Source organism: Shewanella rhizosphaerae (assembly GCF_019457655.1).
Lineage (GTDB): Bacteria > Pseudomonadota > Gammaproteobacteria > Enterobacterales > Shewanellaceae > Shewanella > Shewanella loihica.
The window spans coordinates 4,420,037-4,438,481 of record NZ_CP080420.1 but is presented as its reverse complement, the minus strand read 5'-3'; the positions used below and the strand labels follow the sequence as shown (position 1 = coordinate 4,438,481).

Sequence of the window (18,445 nt, the reverse complement as noted above, 5' to 3'; positions counted from 1 at the left end):
TTTACGTAATCAAAAGAATACTAAGTACTTGATTGAAGTGCGAACTCAAGCAGCTTTCTAAATTTCCAATTTTGTCTGGAAACCATAGCATTGTGGTCCCACCTGATCCCATCCCGAACTCAGAAGTGAAACGCAATCGCGCCGATGGTAGTGTGGGGTCTCCCCATGTGAGAGTAGGTCATTTCCAGGCGCCTAATTTAGTATCCCGCGTAAGCGTGTTACTAAAGGAGCGGTAGTTCAGTTGGTTAGAATACCGGCCTGTCACGCCGGGGGTCGCGGGTTCGAGTCCCGTCCGCTCCGCCAACATTAAGACGAAAGCCCTAGCAGCAATGCTAGGGCTTTTTTCGTTGTGCACAAAAAGCCTGTTGCCGAGAGTAGAAGTTCAGCTGTGCTGAGATTATTCCAGATAATCTACAGCATTTACTCCTTCTATGGAGTTTTTAGGCTCTGCCTCAATAGAAAGCGAGAGTGCAGTTTCGAGTCCAGTCCTCCCCGGCTCGTTTCACTAGCTTAAGCCGTCCTAGCTTATCTCTATATGCTTATAGCTAAATGCAATAATGTTTAGTCACTAAGTAACTTAAATGTGGCATAATCGGCACAAACACACGCAATTGATCCTGTATTGATAAGATGTGTTACGTCTGACGACCCTTTTTTAGGTGCAGTGGCTTTGCTGAAATTTTTCTCACGTCCCTCGCTCATTCTCTTCGCACCTCTGGTGTGTGTCTTGCTGTTCGCGTTTTTTATTACCAGTAGCTACTTCGTCGAGCGCCAGCAGCGTCGAGATTACGTGTCCGCCTCCCAGGTAGAGCACCTGTCTCAGGGATTGATGCGGATGAATCACCTGGTAGCGATGGCAGCGAAGGCACAAGACTTCACGCGGGTGGAAGAGGAACTGGCCCTGCTCGGTAGCGATATTCGTCTCTCCGTGTATACGCTTATCGATCGCAGGGGCAACATACGCTTTGCCAATCACGGTGTATGGCGCGACAGCTCGGCGCAGTTGGTGATCGATGGTTATGAGAACCAGGCCCACGACGACAGCGTAGCCGAGGGTAGCTCTCGTATTTACTTCAATGATAAGCGTCAGTCTATACAGGCCTATTATCCTATCACACCACAGCTCTCTTCCCTGTCGGTCGAACGTCCCGAACTCATTTATCTCGAATATGATATGGCGCCCATGCTGGCCGCTAGCGATGAAACCGTTCTAGTAGGCCTGATGCGAACGGGCGCGATCGCCTTGGCGACCACCTTGGTCTTGCTCGGCCTGTTTTACTATTTCGTGTTGTCGCCGATTCGCTACCTGAGTCGCCAGGCGGCGGCCCTGGGCCAGCGTGAAACCGATTCCAGGCAAAAGGCAATCGAATCCCCCTTCATAGAATTGCATAGCCTGGAGCAGAATCTTAGGCGCTTTAAGGATAGGTTCCAGCAGGGGGCGAAACAGCTTAAGGATAGCGAGCAGAGATGGCTGTTTGCCGTTGAGGTCTCACGTTACGGCATCTGGGATTGGAACCTGGAGGACAATAGCGTATTTCTCTCCGACCGCTGGAAGGATATGTTGGGCTACGGACCTGAAGACTTAGTGCCCGAGCTGGCAACCTGGGAGAGCCGGCTGCACCCTGAGGACAAAGAGGGGATACTCAAAAACCTTAACGCCTACCTCAATGGGGAAACCGAGGAGTTTGAGAGCGTGCATCGACTGCGCCATCAGCAGGGGCATTACATTTGGGTGCTCGACAGGGGGATGACGGTCGAGTGGAACGAGAAGGGTAAACCGCTACGCATGATAGGCACGCTGTCCGATGTGACAGAGGATATTCGTAACCAGAAGGCGGCGATGCATCAGGCCAAGCACGACCCGCTCACGGATCTCGCCAATCGCCGCGCCTTGATGGACGCCCTGTATCAGCAGCAGGATGAGTCGGGAAGCTGCGCGGCCTTGTTTATGCTGGACCTGGATAACTTTAAGGTGGTCAACGATGCCCTTGGGCATCATGGTGGTGACAGGCTGCTGATCCAGATCGCCGCCAGGTTATCCAGCTACTTCTCCTCTAACTCGCTGATCGCCCGTGTGGCCGCCGATGAGTTTGTGGTTCTAGTGAAGAAGTTACCGGAAGATCTCCTCGGTGCCCAGCGTCGTGCACAGGCCCTGGCGAGTCAGATGCGTCAGCTGATCGCGCGCAGCTTTCATATCAGTGGCCATACCTTTAATCTCTCCGCCAGTGTGGGGATCGCCATCATCGATCCAAGCGAGGCGATCCCGCCGGAGCAACAATTAAAACGGGTCAATATGGCGCTGGCTCAGGCGAAGGAGAGTGGACGCGATGCCTGTGTGGTCTACAGCAGTGAGATGGATAAACGCGCCGCGCAAAATCTGATGATCCGCACAGAGCTAGTGCATGCCGTCGCACGTCATCAGTTATCTCTCTTCTACCAGCCGTTGTTGAATGCCAAGGGCGAGATTGCCTCGGTCGAGGCCTTGCTGCGCTGGCACCATCCACAGCATGGGGCTATCTCACCGGCCGACTTTATCCCAGTGGCCGAGGGCAGCGCCCTGATCGTCGAGCTGGGTGAGTGGGTGTTGCTGGAGGCTTGTCGTTTCATTCGTGGGTTACAGGAACAAGGTATTCGCCCACCTATGGTCTCGATCAATGTCAGCGCGCGTCAGTTCCACCAGGATGAGTTTGCACCTAAGCTGTTGGCCATGCTAAAGGATCAAGGGATCAGCCCTACCCATATCGAACTCGAGCTTACCGAGCATGTGTTATTGACGGATCTGCAGCAGGTGCGCCAGACCATGACGCAATTGAGAGAGGCAGGGATCAGCATCGCCGTGGATGATTTCGGTACGGGTTATAGCTCGCTGAGCTATCTGCAGGAGTTGCCGCTGAATCGCCTCAAGCTAGATGCCAGCTTTATCAGAGACATGGGTAATGGCGAGGCCTCTGCTTCTATCGTCAAGGCCATGATCGATATGTCCCACAGCCTGAATCTCGAGTTTGTCGCCGAGGGCGTCGAGATTCAGTCACAGTTTGAGCTGCTCAAGGCTTATTGCTGCGACCTATACCAAGGTTATCTGTTCCACCGTCCTATGCCGGGCGAAGAGTTGGCTCGCCTGCTAGTAAGGCTTGCAGAGCGGCCGCTGTTATCAAGCGTGTAGGCTGAGAAAGTCTGCCAGTTGTCCCAGCGCCTGGTTTCGGGCGCTATCCCTTTCGATGAAGATCTCATGACGGGCATGGGCGACCTTAAACAGGTGGCAATGCTCTCCCCTGGCTGCATCTTGCGCGCGATTGTCGACGATGGAGTCTTCCTCTGCCTGTAAGATCAAGATCGGCGTATGAGTGTGTTTTGCTGCTTCTACTGCTTGCTCGCAGGCATCGAGGGATTCGGTTAGCCAACGGTTGGTGGGGGAGCCCAGCTGCAGCTGCGGGTAGGTCTCATACAGCCGACGATAGTCTTGATAGCGCTTAGCGCTATGGGTGAGCTCGTTCTGCTCGAAGGGAACGGGCTGATAGTTCTTGCCCCCTAAGACGTAGTTGGGCTTGCTGCTCGAGCCATTGTCCAGGTGTCCGGCCAACCAGCGCACGAAGGGCTTAGGCATAGGCAGGCAGATGCCATACATGGGCGCCGATAACACGGCCGCATCGAACACCTTGGGCGCCTGCTGCAGATACAGGGTCGCTATGGTGCCGCCCATGGAGTGCCCCACCAGAAACAGCCTATCATGTTGCTTGGGGATGACTAGGGTATCGATGAAGAGGCCAAGGTCATCCACATAGTCGGAAAATTTCGCTACATGCCCCTGGTGCGGATTGTCGGTTAGCCTGTCTGACAGCCCCTGTCCTCTATGGTCCAGGGCGTAGACGCTAAATCCCAGCTGATAGAGATCGAAGATCAGCTCTTGATACTTAAGGTAGGCCTCTACACGACCGCTGCTGATCACTATCGCCTGATTCGACTCGGGGTGAGCGGCCACGCAGTAGGCCAGCTTGAGTCCATCGCCTGTCGTCAGATAACCCTGCTCGACACCCTGCCAGAAAGCATCTAGCTGCTGACGATTGTCAGTCAGTTCGCTGGAAAAAGCCGGCAGTGAGGTGGCGATAGTGTCAGTGCTTGTAGAGACTGGGGCTGTGGACATGGGCGATCTGAATTAAGGACAAGATGCCTGAGTGTAACACGATATCTTATGGCGATTAATGGCTTGAGGGGGCTAAGTTCCTCAAGCCATTAATACGCTGGAGGGGCTAGCGAGCGGCCTGAGCGGCGATGAAGTCATCTATCTGCTGTTCGAGCAGCGCCATGGGCACAGATCCATTGGCCAAGACGGCATCGTGGAAGGCGCGGATATCGAACTTTTCGCCCAGTGCCTGTTCGGCCTTGGCGCGTAAACGCTTGATGGTGAGTTCGCCTATCTTGTAGGACAGCGCCTGTCCCGGCCAGGAGATATACCTGTCTATCTCCGTAGTGACATTGTGTAGCGACAGCGCCGTATTGCCGGCCATATAGTCGATGGCCTGCTGACGTGTCCAACCCTTGGCGTGCATGCCAGTGTCGACCACCAGGCGGGCGGCGCGCCACATTTCGTAGGTCAGACGGCCGAAGTTACTATAGGGGTCTTGGTAGAAACCACCTTCCAGTCCGAGATACTCAGAGTAGAGTCCCCAGCCCTCGCCAAAGGCCGAGATATAGCTGTAACGACGGAAGTTCGGCAGGGAGGTCAGCTCTTTGTTGAGGGAGATCTGCAGGTGATGGCCAGGTACGGCTTCGTGCAGGGTCAGGGCTTCTAATTCATACAAGGGACGTTTGTCCAAGGCATAGGTGTTGACCCAGTAATAGCCGGGTTGGTCATCGCCACTGGCGCCAGAATAGCGCCCTGTGGTGTATTTGGGGGCGATCTCGGCGGGCACCTCCTGAATACCATAGGGCGTGCGCGGCAGTTTGCCGAAGAATTTCGGCAGCATGGCATCGGCCTTCTTGGCGATAAAGGCGGCCTCTTTCAACAGCTGCTCCGGGGTTTTGGCGTAGAACTGAGGATCGGTGCGCAGGAAGTGGAGGAAATCGGCGAAGCTGCCCTGATAGCCGAGCTTATCTATGATCGCCTGCATCTCGGCGCGAATGCGCTTAACCTCTTTTAGCCCGAGTTGGTGCACCTCGTCTGCGGTCATGGGCAGCGTAGTGTAGTAGCGTACGCGATTCTCATAGAAGGCTTTGCCATCTGGGAGGTCATAGGCGGCGATACTTTGGCGTGCACCAGGGATATATTCCTGGGTCATGAAATCATAGAAGGCCTGATAGCTGGGCAGTACGTTCTGCTCAATCAAAGCCTTGCCCTGCGCCGTCAACTCGGCTTTCTGAGTCTCGGTAAAGTGCTTGGGAAAGTGGGTGAAGGGCTTGAAATAACCACTCTGCTCAACTGGCACTATGAAGGCGCTAATGCTCTCTTCGAAGCCGTTTAAGACCACCTTAGCCGGGGTGATGCCTTGGGCCAGACCCTGTTTCAGCCAATAGGTCTGCTGCGCAAAATAACGGGGCAGCGCCTCAAGCTTGCTTAAGTAATTGCGGTAATCGGCCTCACTGTTGAAGTTGCCTTTGGCTATGGAGGCGATATAGGCGTGAAAGCCGCTCTCTGCGGTGATCGGCAGATAATGGTCGTGGAAACGGTATTGATCGACACTGTTTTGTAACTGATAGATGAGTATCTGAGCGTCGATGCGATCGGCCTTATCGAGTGATGCCATATCTAAAGACTTGAGGCGCGCTAACAGTGCCTGCTCGGCCTGGTTATGGTTTGCCAGCGCCTCGGGTGAGAGGTCATCTAGTTTACCCGCCGCCTTCTCGTCTCCCTGTGCGTAGGCCATTTCTGGGCTAGACTCTAATCTAAGTTGCCAGGCATCGTCTATGATGCGCTGTAACTGCTGATGGCTCTGGCTGACACTGGTTTTGGGCGCCGTGGCGACATCCGCCGTAGGGGCCATTTGACAGGCCGTGAGGCTGAGTAAGAGTAGGCAAGGGGCTAAGGGTTTATACATGGGTGGTCCTGTTGTCATTATTATGGGCCCAGGAATGGGTTTCACGATTATGCAATATTCAATTTGACGGGTCACCCACGGCGCTAGATAAATTGTGAGCAGGTATTGCAGCAGAGTTAAGTCGAAAGCTGAACATAAGTCATGCATATCGTTAAAAAATGCATGTTATAGTTGCAACAACTTCAGACCAGACAAAAAACAATATTGGCTGAGGGGTTCAAATAGGGGTTAAATATGATTGATACATCCATTCCGTTGGTGGATCTGCATCGTCATCTTGATGGTAACGTCAGGGTGGAAACGATTTGGGACCTGGGCCACCAACACAATATTGCTTTACCTGCCGATACCTTGGAAGGTTTGGCGCCTTTCGTTCAGATTCAGGGGAAAGAATCGAGTCTGGTGGCTTTTCTAAAGAAGCTCGACTGGATGGTTGCCGTTCTGGCGGATCTTGATGCGGTTAAACGTGTGGCCTATGAGAACGTCGCCGATGCGGCGATCTCTGGTCTGGATTACGCCGAGTTGAGATTCAGTCCTTACTATATGGCGATGAACCACAAGTTGCCGATAGAAGGGGTCGTCGAAGCCGTTATCGACGGGGTTAAGGCGGGTCTTAAGGACTATGAGGTGAAGATCAACCTGATCGGCATCATGTCTCGCTCCTTCGGTCAGGATGCCTGCATGCAGGAGCTAGATGCCTTGCTGGCACACAAGCAGCACCTGGTGGCGATGGATCTGGCGGGGGATGAGCTAGGCTTCCCGGGCGCCCTGTTTAACGATCATTTCAAGAAGGTACGTGACGCAGGGTTAGCTATCACGGCTCACGCCGGTGAGGCTGCTGGTGCCGAGAGTATGTGGCAGGCTATTCAGGAGTTGGGGGCAACCCGCATCGGCCATGGGGTCAATGCGATCCACGATCCTAAGCTGATGGAGTATCTGGCTGCCAACAGGATAGGCATAGAGTCCTGTCCAACCAGTAACCTGCACACCTCGACTGTGACCAGCTATCAGGAGCATCCGCTGCGCACCTTCATGGAGGCGGGCGTGTTGATTGGTCTTAACACAGATGATCCGGGCGTGAGTGCCATCGACATCAAACACGAGTATCGCATCGTGAAGCAGGAGATGGGCTTTAGCGACGCCGAGCTGGCACAGCTACAGCGCAACGGCGTGGAGATGGCCTTTATCTCTGACAGCGAGCGTAAGGCGCTTTATGCCGCCAAAGCCTAAGAAAGCATAAACAAAAAAGCCGATGAATCATCATCGGCTTTTTTCATGTTTGGGGTTTAGATAACCCGAGAGAACTGCTGCTGACGTGCCTTATCGCGGAAGTAGACGTCGAAACAGATACAGATGTTGCGGATCAGCAGACGACCGGTTTCGCCAACTGTGATCTTTCTGTCTTTGACTTCGACCAGCTTATCATCGATAAAGGTTTGAAGTAGCTTGAGATCTTCGGCGAAGTACTCTTCAAACTTAATGCCTAATCGTTCATCCATCTTGGCCATATCCAGATCGAAGTGGCAGATCAGCTGCTTGATCACGGCGCGGCGGATCTCGTCGTCACGATTAAGCTTGCAGCCTTTCCACAGGGCGTGGCCCTTCTCATCCACTGACTCATAGTAAGGGCGGATATCTTTTTGGTTCTGGGCGTAGCAATCGCCAATCTGGCTGATGGAGGAGACCCCAAGACCCAGAAGGTCACACTCTTCCTGGGTGGTGTAACCCTGGAAGTTACGGTGCAGGCGGCCTTCGTTTTGCAGGATGGCAAGCTCGTCATCCGGCTTGGCGAAGTGGTCCATGCCTATGTATTGGTAGCCAGCACCCGTCAGCGTCTCGATAGTCTGGTGTAGCATCTCCAGCTTCTGCTGTGGTGTCGGCAGATGCTCGTCCTTAATCTTACGCTGGGCCGCGAAACGTGCTGGTAGGTGAGCGTAGTTAAAGACAGAGAGTCTGTCGGGAGACAGATCCAGTACGCGCTGCATAGTCTCTGCAAAGCTTTCCGGTGTCTGGTGTGGCAGGCCGTAGATCAGGTCGATGTTGGTCGACACGAAGCCCATGGCTTTGGCCTTGGCGATCAGGTCGAAGATAAACTGCTCGTCCTGTTCACGGTTAACGGCAATCTGCACTTCTTTGTTGAAGTCCTGTACACCGACCGAGATACGGTTGAAGCCAGCTTCTTTGAGGGTGTCTAACATAGAGAGTTCGATCTCGCGTGGATCGACTTCGATAGAGTATTCACCCTCTTCGGCAATATTAAAGTGCTCTCTGAGCAGCGCCGACAGCCTGAGGATCTGCTCTGGGCTGAGGAAGGTTGGCGTACCGCCACCCCAGTGGATCTGGGTGACCTGATAATGCTTAAACAGCGGTGCGCGTTTGACGATCTCTGCCGCCAGGTATTCGATATATTGGTCGGCCTTGTGCTGGTGACGGGTGATCACCTTGTTGCAGCCGCAGTAGTAGCAGAGCTTGGCACAGAAAGGAATGTGTAGATACAGCGACAGTTTATTGCTCTTACTGTTGGCAATAGAGGTGAGCAGGTCTTCTTCGGTGAAGGAGGCGTCAAATTCTAGTGCGGTCGGGTAAGAGGTATAACGAGGACCGCTGTAATTATATTTTTCGATCATTGACTGATCCCAACTAATTTGGGTGGGCTGCTTCAAGGCGTGTCCTCCGAGGGTGGTAAATTAGCAACTAGCGAAGTATGCAATGTTATTGAGTGAATAACATTGATCCAGGTTGCAAATTAGCACTGCAATTTATGTTAGCTGTCGAATATCCTTTTTTTCGGCTTAAATGTCTTGGTCTTAAGCCGTTTTTGTGCACCGACTCACGTCAGTGGCTGAGGTGGGCATAGGCTTTGGCCAGCAGGGCCACCTCGGCCATGATCTCGGCTTCCAGCGCCGATTCTGACTTCATTCTCTCTAAGTCTAGCTTCATACGCTGCTGCTTGGCCAACGCTTTGCGCTGCTCCATGATAGGGTGGGACTCGATGATCTCATAATGCTTAAAGAGCGCCGGGTACTGGTGTTTCACTTGATCTGTGTGGCCAAGAATATTGAACAACTTACCGATACGCATCACGCCCTCTGACAGTTCACAGCGCTCCTCGAGCATGGCGGCGGCGATATAGTGAATGTTGCCGAGCAGTTCCAGCTCCTTGGCGTCCGCCGCGGCCTGTTGTGCCTCGCGTTGCGCTTTTTGTCGTGCGGTTTGCTGTTTCAGCTTGAGTAACAGGCTGGCGGCATAGGCGGCCAGACCTAAGATGATGATGGCGCCCAGGATGAGGAGTGTCGTAGTCATAATGCAATCCGAGGTGTTGGTTAGCTAGGTGTTAATCACAGAGGCGAGATAGAGAAATGGCATCGAATCGATGCCATTTGGGTTAGCCTGAGGCTAGTCTTTATCTTGATAATCTTTGAGCAGATCGGCGCCAGATTCAAACTTATCCAGCAGATCGTCGTCTGAGCCGACCGTGGTCTTCATCACATGCTCGAGATCATCCTCTTCTGTGATGCCCAGGCGATCCATCAGGCGCTCGATCTCTGTAAGTTGCTTCTCTAACCAGGCCTGGTCCGCATCGTTGAGATCCCGACCCTCCTCGAGCATGTCGAGCAGCTTGTTGAGTCTAGGATCTTCCTCTAGCTTCAGCAGTTTCTGTTCGTCGCTCATCTTAGGTGCCTTGGGCTGCTTGGCCACAGGCGCCTTAGTCGGCAGCTCAAGTGCGACAGGCTTCTTGCTGCCGTGGCGAGGATCTTTGGCCTGTGCCGTGCCCGATTGCTTCTGTTGGATCTGCTTTTCGTTATGACGACTGCCCGCTTTATTGCCCGACTTCTGCTTCTTACCCGTGACGACACGGTCTTCTTTCTTAGTTCTAGGCGGACGTTTTGGCGCATTCTCATTGATCTTGCGCGATTTCTTACGGGTCATAACGTTAATCTCAACTACAAAAAATCGTGAACCTACCTAACCCTGAGTTAGATAAGTGAACTTGGGTCGCGTGTTATACCAGATCCTGTTGGTTTTTGCACCAAAATGAGATCTTTCGAGGCGAATAATAGCCTAAACTCGGCCTGACTTGCCAAATATTGGAAGGTGGCTTGCTGATAAAAGCTGACATGGGTCAGATTGTTCTTGTGGTGCCATTTGGGAAAGCCTTGAAGCTCGGTGAGCAGCTGGGTGCTGATTGCCATCCAGCCACCGGGTTTAAGTAAGGAACAAAGTAGCTGCCACTCCTTTCCAGGAAAGCGAAAGTGCTCGAAGACGCGATAACAACAGATGAAGTCGTATTCGAGTCTTAGCAGGGTATGATCCGGGGCGAAGTGTGGATCATACTGGTTGAGCTGATGGCCTCGGGCCTTGATGGCGTCTATCGCCTGTGGGTTTAGCAGTCGGCCGAAGTTGAGTCCAAGCAGTGAGCCCTGAACCTGCTGCTCACACTGAGTGATCAGGCTCGACAGAAATTGTTGCAGCGGCTTGTCTTTACTATTGGCCGAGCGGTAGCGTTTTACCTCGGCGCTGGGCGGCAGATGAGAGTTGGCATCGGCAAACAGCAGCATGCAGCGCTTACAGCGATAGATGCAGCGTTTTCTATCTTGATAGAAGGGGGCGGTCTCTTCGCTGGTGCACAGGGGGCATCTTCGCATGGCTAGGGCATGACTCTTAAAGGCTGGGTTAATTGCTGCTACCCGGTTTAATTTACTGTAGGCCAAGCGGAAACAGAAGCGTAATTTTTGCCGGATATAAAAAAAGGCGACAGTATCACTGTCGCCTTCCAAAAAGTACCAAAGGTACTCAATTCTGATTCCAAGTTTCCTTACTTGCTATGCGACTCTCCCAGTCGGATTCCATCTTATTTTTTAATCTGCTTTCCATGCATAGTTATTTTCGTTTTCGGTCTTCCAGACGCTTTTTTTCTTTCCCTGTCGCCTTCCTGACCACAGCTTCCGTAGATGGTCTTCATTGACACATCACAATCCATATCGTCATCTTTGACGCCTAATAAACCATCCCTGTTCGGTTTACATTAAGTTCAGCAGTAAGCAGTTCAACTGTTTTCTGAACCGTAAGGAAAATGCTAATTAGCGCATTGGCCTTCCTAACCAATATCCTTACCAAGTTATTACGACCCGACTTCAGATGCGAAGTACTTCTCTTATTATTTTTAGTGAGTGGTCAAAAAATTATTATTATTTTTGCTTAACTTTATTCTTATATCTTAAATGTAATCACATACCGAAATCTGTTTATTGTTATTAGGTAGATTTTATACAAACAGTTGGGTTTACCTCGGTACGGGCACAATTAAAACGAAATCTGTGATCTATGTCAAGCATCAATTTTCAACAGTTTACGTAAACGTAAACTTTGGGTTGTTAAAAAGGGTGGTATAGACCACCCTTTCGTTATCCAGCGATTAATTATTTAATGCTTGAAATATATTTAGATAGTGCTTCGATATCTTCGCTGGTCAGCTTCTTGGCAACGTCTTGCATCATGCCGTTTAGGTCGTTGTTACGACTTGTATCGTGAAACTTATTCAGCTGGATCTTGATGTAGTTAGCGTGTTGGCCCGCGATAGCTGGGAAGCCTGCAGCCTCAGAACCTTTACCGCTCGGACCGTGACAGGCGATACATGCAGTCACACCACGTACGGCGTCACCACCCTTGTATAGTTGCTCACCCAGTTCAGGCACGTCTTTGACTTCGCTCATCGCAAGTTTTTGCGAAGAGAAGTAAGCCGCTAAATCTTCGATATCCTGATCCGACAATGCCGCCGCCATTGGGCTCATCATAGGATCGTTACGGCCTTCTTTACCGCCTGTGTGGGCAGCTTGACGCAGCTCGGTTAGCTGCTTCTTCAGGTAAGTTTCTTGTTGACCCGCAATCTTGGGGTACATGTCGATCATACTGTTACCATCAACACCGTGACAGGCAGAACAAATGATTGCTTTAGTTTTTCCCGCTTCAGCATCACCTGCTGCTAGAGCCGGAGTTGATAGAGTGGCTAACATCGATAGCGCAATAGCGAACTTTTTCATGGCGTTCCAACTTTTAGTTAAATTTTTTGTCCTGAGCTTACGAGAGTGACCTGCAAGCGTGATAAAATATGATTTATGTGATCGGGGTAATATTTTACACGAAATTGTGCAAATGTAAGCAAGTCTTCGATATTTAAACTGAAGAAATAACAAATTTTGGGGTGGGTAGTGACTGATTCTCGTATCGATTTTCGACAGGCCAAGTTTTTGATCAGTGCGCCGGATATTGCGCATCTGGATGAGCACTTGCCCGGTGATGTAGGCGTCGAAATCGCCTTTGCCGGCCGCTCTAATGCCGGAAAGTCGAGCGCATTAAACCAATTAACCGAGCAGAAGAACCTGGCAAGAACCAGTAAGACACCTGGGCGTACCCAGTTGATCAACGTCTTCGCGCTCGATGAGCACAGACGCCTGGTGGATTTGCCTGGCTATGGTTTCGCTCAGGTACCGCTGGCCATGAAGAAAAAATGGCAGCAGGCGCTGGGGCAATATCTGCAGGAACGCGCCTGTTTGAGTGGCCTGGTCGTGCTGATGGACATTCGTCATCCGCTCAAGGATCTCGACATGCAGATGATCGAGTGGGCGGTTGATTGCGATATTCCCGTGCTTGCCTTGCTGACCAAGTGTGACAAGTTGGCGCAGAGTGCTCGAATGAAGACGGTTAACGATGTGCGTAAGGCCTTGGCGGATTTTGGCGACGGCGTGAAGGTGGAGCCATTCTCTTCCCTGAAGGGAACCGGCAAACCTAAGGTGCTGGGGATTCTTAACGAATGGTGTCATCCAGACTGGCTGGTGGAGGCCTTGGCCGACGCCGCACAAGAGTAACAACTTTCGTTTGTGATTAGAGAGCGCCTCCAGATTGGGGGCGTTTTTTTATGCCTGGTTTTTAGTGGCTAAGACGCTTAGCTGCAGAGGCTATTAGCGGGTAACTCTTTGAGTGGGTTAAAAGTGGCAGGTAAAAAAAATGCCGACGGCTACACCATCGGCAAAAAATACATTAGCTCTTTTGGGGAGAAGCTAAATTTCAACAAGACTCAAGTTCCATCGGTCATCGACCAATAGTTCTCAGTGGTCATAGGATAGCCCGAATCTCACTTAAATTAAAGTATTTGCTCTAAATTAAATTTCAGACGAAAAAAAGCCCCAGCAAGTAACTTGCTGGGGCGCCAGAATTTGGCTTTTCACTTAACGTGAAATAAAAAAAGGTCTGAAAGATAGAACATCTTAACCTCTGTACCCTACGCAGAGAATAATACTTCATTGGTCGTAATATGGGAAACTGTTTTTTGTAAAAAACGACAATAATGTGAGCAATGTCTAAAAAAGTGCTCAATAAAAGCACAAGTTTTTGATCTAAAATTTACTAAAATTGCCTTTAAAAGAGCTGTTTAGCTAAAAACTGCCCTTAAGTGAAAAAATATTACTATTTTTGGTGATTTTTACGGCTTCGCGGGTCGAGAGGGCGAGATGCCAGGATGAATGGCTCTCACAGCATAAAAAAATGCCCCGACAGGCCGGGGCATAGTCGAGGCATTTTTGTGGCTCAATTCTGATCTAATTGAGAATTGAGCCGAGGATCCGTTGAGCAATAGTCGCAAAATGTAAGGCTAGTGCGCCTGTTCCCAGTTATCGCCGATACCAGCCTCGGCCAGTAGCTCGACATCTAACGAGGCGGCCTGCGCCATCAGTTCACACACCTTGAGTTTGAGCGAATCGGCCTTGTCGGCGTCGACCTCAAACACCAGTTCATCGTGAACCTGCATGATCATGGTGATCTCTCCCTGTGTCTCTGTCTCGATCCACTGAGCGATATTGATCATGGCCTTCTTGATAATGTCAGCAGCCGTGCCCTGCATCGGCGCGTTGATCGCGGCGCGCTCCGCTGCCTGACGGCGCATGGCGTTTCTATCCTTGATGGCTGGTAGATAGAGCCTGCGACCATAGAGGGTCGATACGTATCCCTGCTCGGCGGCGGCAGCGCGGGTATCTTCCATATACTTGAGCACGCCAGGATAGCGCTTGAAGTAGATGTCGATATATTGCTGGGCCTCGTGACGCGGAATATCCAGCTGGCGGGCCAGACCGAAGGCCGACATGCCATAGATGAGACCGAAGTTCACCGCCTTGGCGCGGCGACGTTGTTCGCTGGTGACTTCGCTGAAGTCGACGTCGAACACCTCGGCGGCGGTAGCTCTGTGAATATCCTTACCCTGGGCGAAGGCGCTCAGCAGGCCCTTATCCTGGGAGAGGTGGGCCATGATCCTAAGCTCGATCTGCGAATAGTCGGCAGCGAGGATCTTGCGTCCCTCTGGCGCCACGAAGGCGTGACGAATACGGCGGCCCTCCTCGGTGCGGATGGGGATGTTCTGCAGGTTAGGTTCGCTGGATGACAGGCGACCCGTGGCGGCGATGGCTTGGTGGTAGCTGGTATGTACCCGGCCAGTCTTACCATCGACCATCAGCGGCAACTTGTCTGTGTAGGTGCTCTTAAGCTTAGATAAGCTCCTGTGCTCCAGGATGATCTTGGGCAGCGGATAGTCCAGTGCCAGCTCGACCAGCACCTCTTCGGCGGTGGACGGTGCGCCCTTAGGGGTCTTCTTCAATACAGGGTAACCCAGCTTCTCGAAGAAGAGGGCCTGCAGCTGTTTGGTCGAGCCCAGGTTAAAGGGCTCTTCAGCGATCTCGTAGGCCTTCTGTTCCAGCTCATCTATCTTGCGTGCCAATTCGTCGCTCTGCTGGCCCAGCAACATGCTGTCGATCAACACGCCCTGGCGTTCGATTTGAGACAAGATGCTGACCAGAGGCAGTTCTATGTCGGTAAAGACGCTGGCAAGCTCGCTGGCTTTTTGCAGTCTCGGCCAGAGATGCTGATGCAGCCTGAGTGTGATATCGGCGTCTTCGGCGGCGTAAGGTGCTGCCGTCTCCAGCGGGATCTGGTTGAAGGTCAGCTGCTTAACGCCCTTGCCGGCGATCTCTTCGAAGCTGATATTCTTATGACCCAGGTATTTCAGCGCCAGGTCATCCATGTTGTGCTTGGAGGCGACCGAGTTAAACACATAGGACTCGAGCATGGTATCGAAGGCCACGCCCTTGAGGGCGATGCCGACATTGGCCAGTATGCTCATGTCATACTTGAGGTTTTGCCCGACCTTGAGAAGGCTAGGATCTTCCAGCAGTGGCTTGAGCTTGGCCAGTACCTGCTCGCTGTCGAGCTGCTCAGGGGCATCGGCATAATCGTGTGCCAGCGGCAGGTAAGCGGCCTTGCCAGGCTCGATGGCGAAAGAGAGGCCCACCAGTTTGGCCTCCATGTAGTTGAGGCTGGTGGTTTCGGTATCCAGGGCAAACAGCGGCGCGGCGGCCAGGGTCTTGAGCCACTCATCTAAGGCTTCCCAGGTCAGAATGGTGTCGTACTGGGTATCGATAGCCTGAGGCGCCGGCGTTTCTTCTGCCTCTTCTTGGCTGTCGGCGTTCGACTTGTTGTCTAACACCTCGGCTAGCCAACGCTTAAATTCCATCTCGCCGTAGCATTTGATCAGCTCGTCGCGATCCGCGTCTTGAATGTTGAGCTGGTGCCAGTCTTGTTCCAGTTCGACGTCGCACTTGATGGTCGCCAGCTCATAGGAGAGTTTGAGCATGTCGCCATGTTCGGCGATCTTGGCGGGCATGGTCTTAGCACCTCTAAAGCCGAGTTCCGGCATCTTCTCTGGGTTGGCTAGGATGGCTTCGACGCCGCCGACGCCTTGTAGCATAGCCAGCGCCGTCTTCTCCCCCACGCCTGGCAGGCCGGGGATGTTATCTGCCTTATCGCCTTGCAGTGCCAGTAGGTCGATGATCAGCTCAGGGCCGACACCAAACTTCTCGCTCACCTCATCGGGGCCTAGGATGGTATTGGTCATAGTGTTGATCAGGGTGATCTTGTCATCCACCAACTGCGCCATATCTTTATCGCCTGTGCTGATCAGCACGGCGCGGCCTTCTTGGCTCGCCTGTCTGGCGATGGTGCCTATGACATCATCGGCCTCGACGCCGGGAATACAGACCAGGGGAAGCCCCAGGGCGCGAATGATGCGATGCAGCGGTTCGATCTGCGTCCTGAGATCGTCCGGCATGGGCGGTCTGTGGGCCTTATATTCGGCATACATCTCATTGCGGAAGGTTTTTCCCTTGGCATCGAACACCACCGCCATCTGGGTTGGCTTATATTGGTTAAGCAGGCTGCGTAGCATGTTGATCACGCCATACACGGCCCCCGTGGCCTCACCCTTAGAGTTGGTCAGGTGGGGCGGCGCATAGTAGGCGCGGTAAAGATAGGAAGAACCATCCACAAGAATGAGTGGGTTTTCAGCGATATTAGGCATAATTTTATCTATTTTTTCGGTATGCGATGATGGCGCTAGCATGCCATATTAGGGCGATTTCGGCCACGGCAAATTACTCAGCAGCCTGTGGATAAGTCTGTGAGCTAAAAAAGTTTCAGCGAGTAGGGATCACGACGACGAACATAAGCGGGTGATGCAACTTGTTGATTTATTTTTGTATTATATTTTTATGTGAACTAGGTATTACTTCCGAGTAAAAATTCCTAATTTGTGGATTTTTTATTTTGTCATCCATATTTATGCTCTGACTTGGCGAAATTGCTCGGCCTTGTTAGAGTCGATGAACTAACTTAGCATGAAAAATAATCAGATCAACCCTTTTGTTATCTGGTTGTTAAAACCATTCGGTCTATTAAAGGAGTTTTTAATGAAAAAATTTGCTGTTTTATTAAGCGGCGCGGGAGTGTTCGATGGCAGCGAACTTCATGAGGCGGTATTGACTCTGCTGTCGCTGACCCAGGCCGGAGTAAGTTATCAATGTTTTGCACCCAACATAGAGCAGATGCACGTGGTGAATCACCTCACAGGTGAGGTGGCCGTGGGGGAGCATCGCAACGTGCTGGTGGAGTCGGCGCGTATTGCCCGTGGCGACATCAAGGCAACGGACGAGTTAGATATCCAGGCCTTCGATGGTCTGGTGATCCCAGGTGGCTTTGGCGCCGCGAAGAACCTGTGTAACTTTGCTGTGGTGGGCAGCGAGTGTGAGGTGGCACCCAGCGTGAAGGCCTTCATCAGCGAGTTTGTCGAGGCGAACAAGCCGGTGGGCTTTATCTGTATCTCACCCGTGATGATCCCTAAGCTCTACGGCGAGAAGGCCAAGGGCACCATAGGCCATGACAGCGACACGGCCCACGCCTTTAACCTGATGGGCGGTGAGCATGTGGAAGCCAACGTCGAGCAGATCGTCGTCGATGAGGCGCGTAAACTGGTAAGTACGCCGGCCTACATGTTGGCCGAGAATATTGCCCAGGCCCATATCGGCATAGATAAGCTGGTGAAGAAGGTGATTGAGCTGGCGTGATCCCATGCCCAACCGCAATAAATAACCGTTCACTCATCGTGATTGGCTAATACCAATCAAAATGGGCCCATCTAATGGGCCCTTTTTGATCTCGCGTCCTCTCTGAGGGCACATGTTATCTAGGGGTTACCTAAACCCGTCGGCGACTGTCGATAAAGCCTTGAGCCAGGCCCACCATTAAGCCGCCGATATGGGCGCCGTTGGCGATGGAGAGGCCGAACATATCGGTAAAGCCAAATACCAGCCAGATCAACATGAAGCCTATATAGGCAGGTGGCAGGCCTATCCCCTTCTCGGGACGTCTGACTCCCATAATCCAGGTGTAGCCCACCACCGCATAGACCACGCCCGAGAGGCCGCCGAAGTTGGGACCACCTATGGCATATTGCAGCAGGTTCGGCAGGGTGCCGGCGATCAGCAGTAAGGTTAAAAGTGGAGTCACCCCTAGCTTGTTTTCAATCTTACCGCCCAGATACCACCACCAGAGCAGGTTGAAGATGATATGCATGGCGGAGAAGTGCATCAGGCTCGGGGTAAATACGCGCCAGATCTGACTGGTGTCGCTGCCGGGCACGGCGCCGAAGAAGGAGAGTGCCTCGAAGATAGGATTGGCGAAGCCGAAGATGAAGCCGAGATAGATTAGCGTGCAGCTGAGCATGACAACAAGAGTCAAGGGGCCTGCCCCGGACAGGAACTGAGTCACCAGCTGCAGACCAGGCGCGCCGTAGTCTAGCTTGGTGCCTGTGCTGCCGTTTTCCCAGGAGGCCTGAAGGTACTTGTCGTCATAGGGGTTGCGCACGAAGTGCTCATATTCGCGGCGCGCCTTGGCGTAGTCTTGTTCTTGGACGACATAGAGGAGCACCCCGTGTTCGGCATGTTGCAGCTGGCAATCTATGCCCTGGCCCTTGAGGTAATCGATCAGCGCCTGGGCGGCGCGCTCATTGGGGAGACGACCAAGTTCCAACATAGGCG

Annotated in this window: 13 protein-coding genes, 1 tRNA gene and 1 rRNA gene; 6 read left to right on the top strand and 9 right to left on the bottom strand. The window is 52.3% G+C overall.

Annotation, left to right across the window (positions count from 1 at the left end; genetic code table 11):
• Positions 1-74 precede the first annotated feature (74 nt).
• From rrf to K0I63_RS19290, 3 genes are all read left to right on the top strand, one after another.
• Positions 75-190, top strand: a 5S ribosomal RNA gene (gene rrf, locus K0I63_RS19300).
• A 36-nt stretch (positions 191-226) separates the two neighbouring features.
• Positions 227-303 (top strand) — tRNA-Asp (locus K0I63_RS19295).
• Positions 304-670: 367 nt separating this feature from the next.
• A complete protein-coding gene (locus tag K0I63_RS19290; RefSeq protein WP_220082079.1) occupies positions 671-3,163 on the top strand; it encodes a putative bifunctional diguanylate cyclase/phosphodiesterase in 2,493 nt (830 codons plus the stop codon).
• Here the strand turns inward: K0I63_RS19290 and K0I63_RS19285 are convergent.
• Together K0I63_RS19285 and K0I63_RS19280 are read right to left on the bottom strand one after the other, a co-directional pair.
• Entirely contained in the window at positions 3,152-4,141 is a 990-nt protein-coding gene (locus K0I63_RS19285; RefSeq protein ID WP_258406908.1) for an alpha/beta fold hydrolase, read from the bottom strand. The genes K0I63_RS19290 and K0I63_RS19285 overlap by 12 nt on opposite strands.
• A 106-nt stretch (positions 4,142-4,247) precedes the next feature.
• The gene (locus K0I63_RS19280) at positions 4,248-6,032 is read right to left on the bottom strand and encodes a DUF885 domain-containing protein (protein ID WP_220082078.1); all 1,785 of its coding nucleotides are present in this window, start codon (positions 6,030-6,032) and stop codon (positions 4,248-4,250) included.
• Positions 6,033-6,266: 234 nt separating this feature from the next.
• Here K0I63_RS19280 and add point away from each other — a divergent pair, with 234 nt between their 5' ends.
• Positions 6,267-7,262 carry an adenosine deaminase gene (gene add, locus K0I63_RS19275; protein ID WP_220082077.1) on the top strand — a complete coding sequence of 332 codons (996 nt, stop codon included), beginning with the start codon at positions 6,267-6,269 and terminating at the stop codon, positions 7,260-7,262.
• Between the two features lie 56 nt (positions 7,263-7,318).
• Here add and hemN read toward each other — a convergent pair whose 3' ends face one another.
• The 5 genes from hemN to K0I63_RS19250 form a co-directional block, all read right to left on the bottom strand.
• Positions 7,319-8,695 carry an oxygen-independent coproporphyrinogen III oxidase gene (gene hemN, locus K0I63_RS19270; protein ID WP_083764367.1) on the bottom strand — a complete coding sequence of 459 codons (1,377 nt, stop codon included), beginning with the start codon at positions 8,693-8,695 and terminating at the stop codon, positions 7,319-7,321.
• A gap of 172 nt (positions 8,696-8,867) precedes the next feature.
• Positions 8,868-9,335 carry a DUF2489 domain-containing protein gene (locus K0I63_RS19265; RefSeq protein ID WP_220082076.1) on the bottom strand — a complete coding sequence of 156 codons (468 nt, stop codon included), beginning with the start codon at positions 9,333-9,335 and terminating at the stop codon, positions 8,868-8,870.
• A 93-nt stretch (positions 9,336-9,428) separates the two neighbouring features.
• Complete coding sequence (gene yihI, locus K0I63_RS19260; protein ID WP_011867512.1) at positions 9,429-9,962, bottom strand: Der GTPase-activating protein YihI; 534 nt, start codon at positions 9,960-9,962, stop codon at positions 9,429-9,431.
• A gap of 47 nt (positions 9,963-10,009) precedes the next feature.
• Positions 10,010-10,678 carry a methyltransferase domain-containing protein gene (locus K0I63_RS19255; protein ID WP_220082075.1) on the bottom strand — a complete coding sequence of 223 codons (669 nt, stop codon included), beginning with the start codon at positions 10,676-10,678 and terminating at the stop codon, positions 10,010-10,012.
• A 774-nt stretch (positions 10,679-11,452) separates the two neighbouring features.
• Complete coding sequence (locus K0I63_RS19250; protein ID WP_011867510.1) at positions 11,453-12,073, bottom strand: c-type cytochrome; 621 nt, start codon at positions 12,071-12,073, stop codon at positions 11,453-11,455.
• A 168-nt stretch (positions 12,074-12,241) separates the two neighbouring features.
• On the opposite strand from K0I63_RS19250, the gene yihA reads away from it, so the two are divergent.
• The gene (gene yihA / locus K0I63_RS19245; RefSeq protein ID WP_220082074.1) at positions 12,242-12,898 is read left to right on the top strand and encodes a ribosome biogenesis GTP-binding protein YihA/YsxC; all 657 of its coding nucleotides are present in this window, start codon (positions 12,242-12,244) and stop codon (positions 12,896-12,898) included.
• Between the two features lie 782 nt (positions 12,899-13,680).
• Here yihA and polA read toward each other — a convergent pair.
• Positions 13,681-16,431, bottom strand: coding sequence for a DNA polymerase I (gene polA, locus K0I63_RS19240; protein ID WP_220082073.1), 2,751 nt, complete (start codon positions 16,429-16,431; stop codon positions 13,681-13,683).
• A 388-nt stretch (positions 16,432-16,819) separates the two neighbouring features.
• On the opposite strand from polA, the gene elbB reads away from it, so the two are divergent.
• The gene (elbB, locus tag K0I63_RS19235) at positions 16,820-17,473 is read left to right on the top strand and encodes an isoprenoid biosynthesis glyoxalase ElbB (protein WP_011867507.1); all 654 of its coding nucleotides are present in this window, start codon (positions 16,820-16,822) and stop codon (positions 17,471-17,473) included.
• Between the two features lie 130 nt (positions 17,474-17,603).
• On the opposite strand, the gene glpG is transcribed toward elbB, so the two are convergent.
• Positions 17,604-18,440, bottom strand: coding sequence for a rhomboid family intramembrane serine protease GlpG (glpG, locus tag K0I63_RS19230; RefSeq protein ID WP_220082072.1), 837 nt, complete (start codon positions 18,438-18,440; stop codon positions 17,604-17,606).
• Between the last annotated feature and the right edge of the window lie 5 nt (positions 18,441-18,445).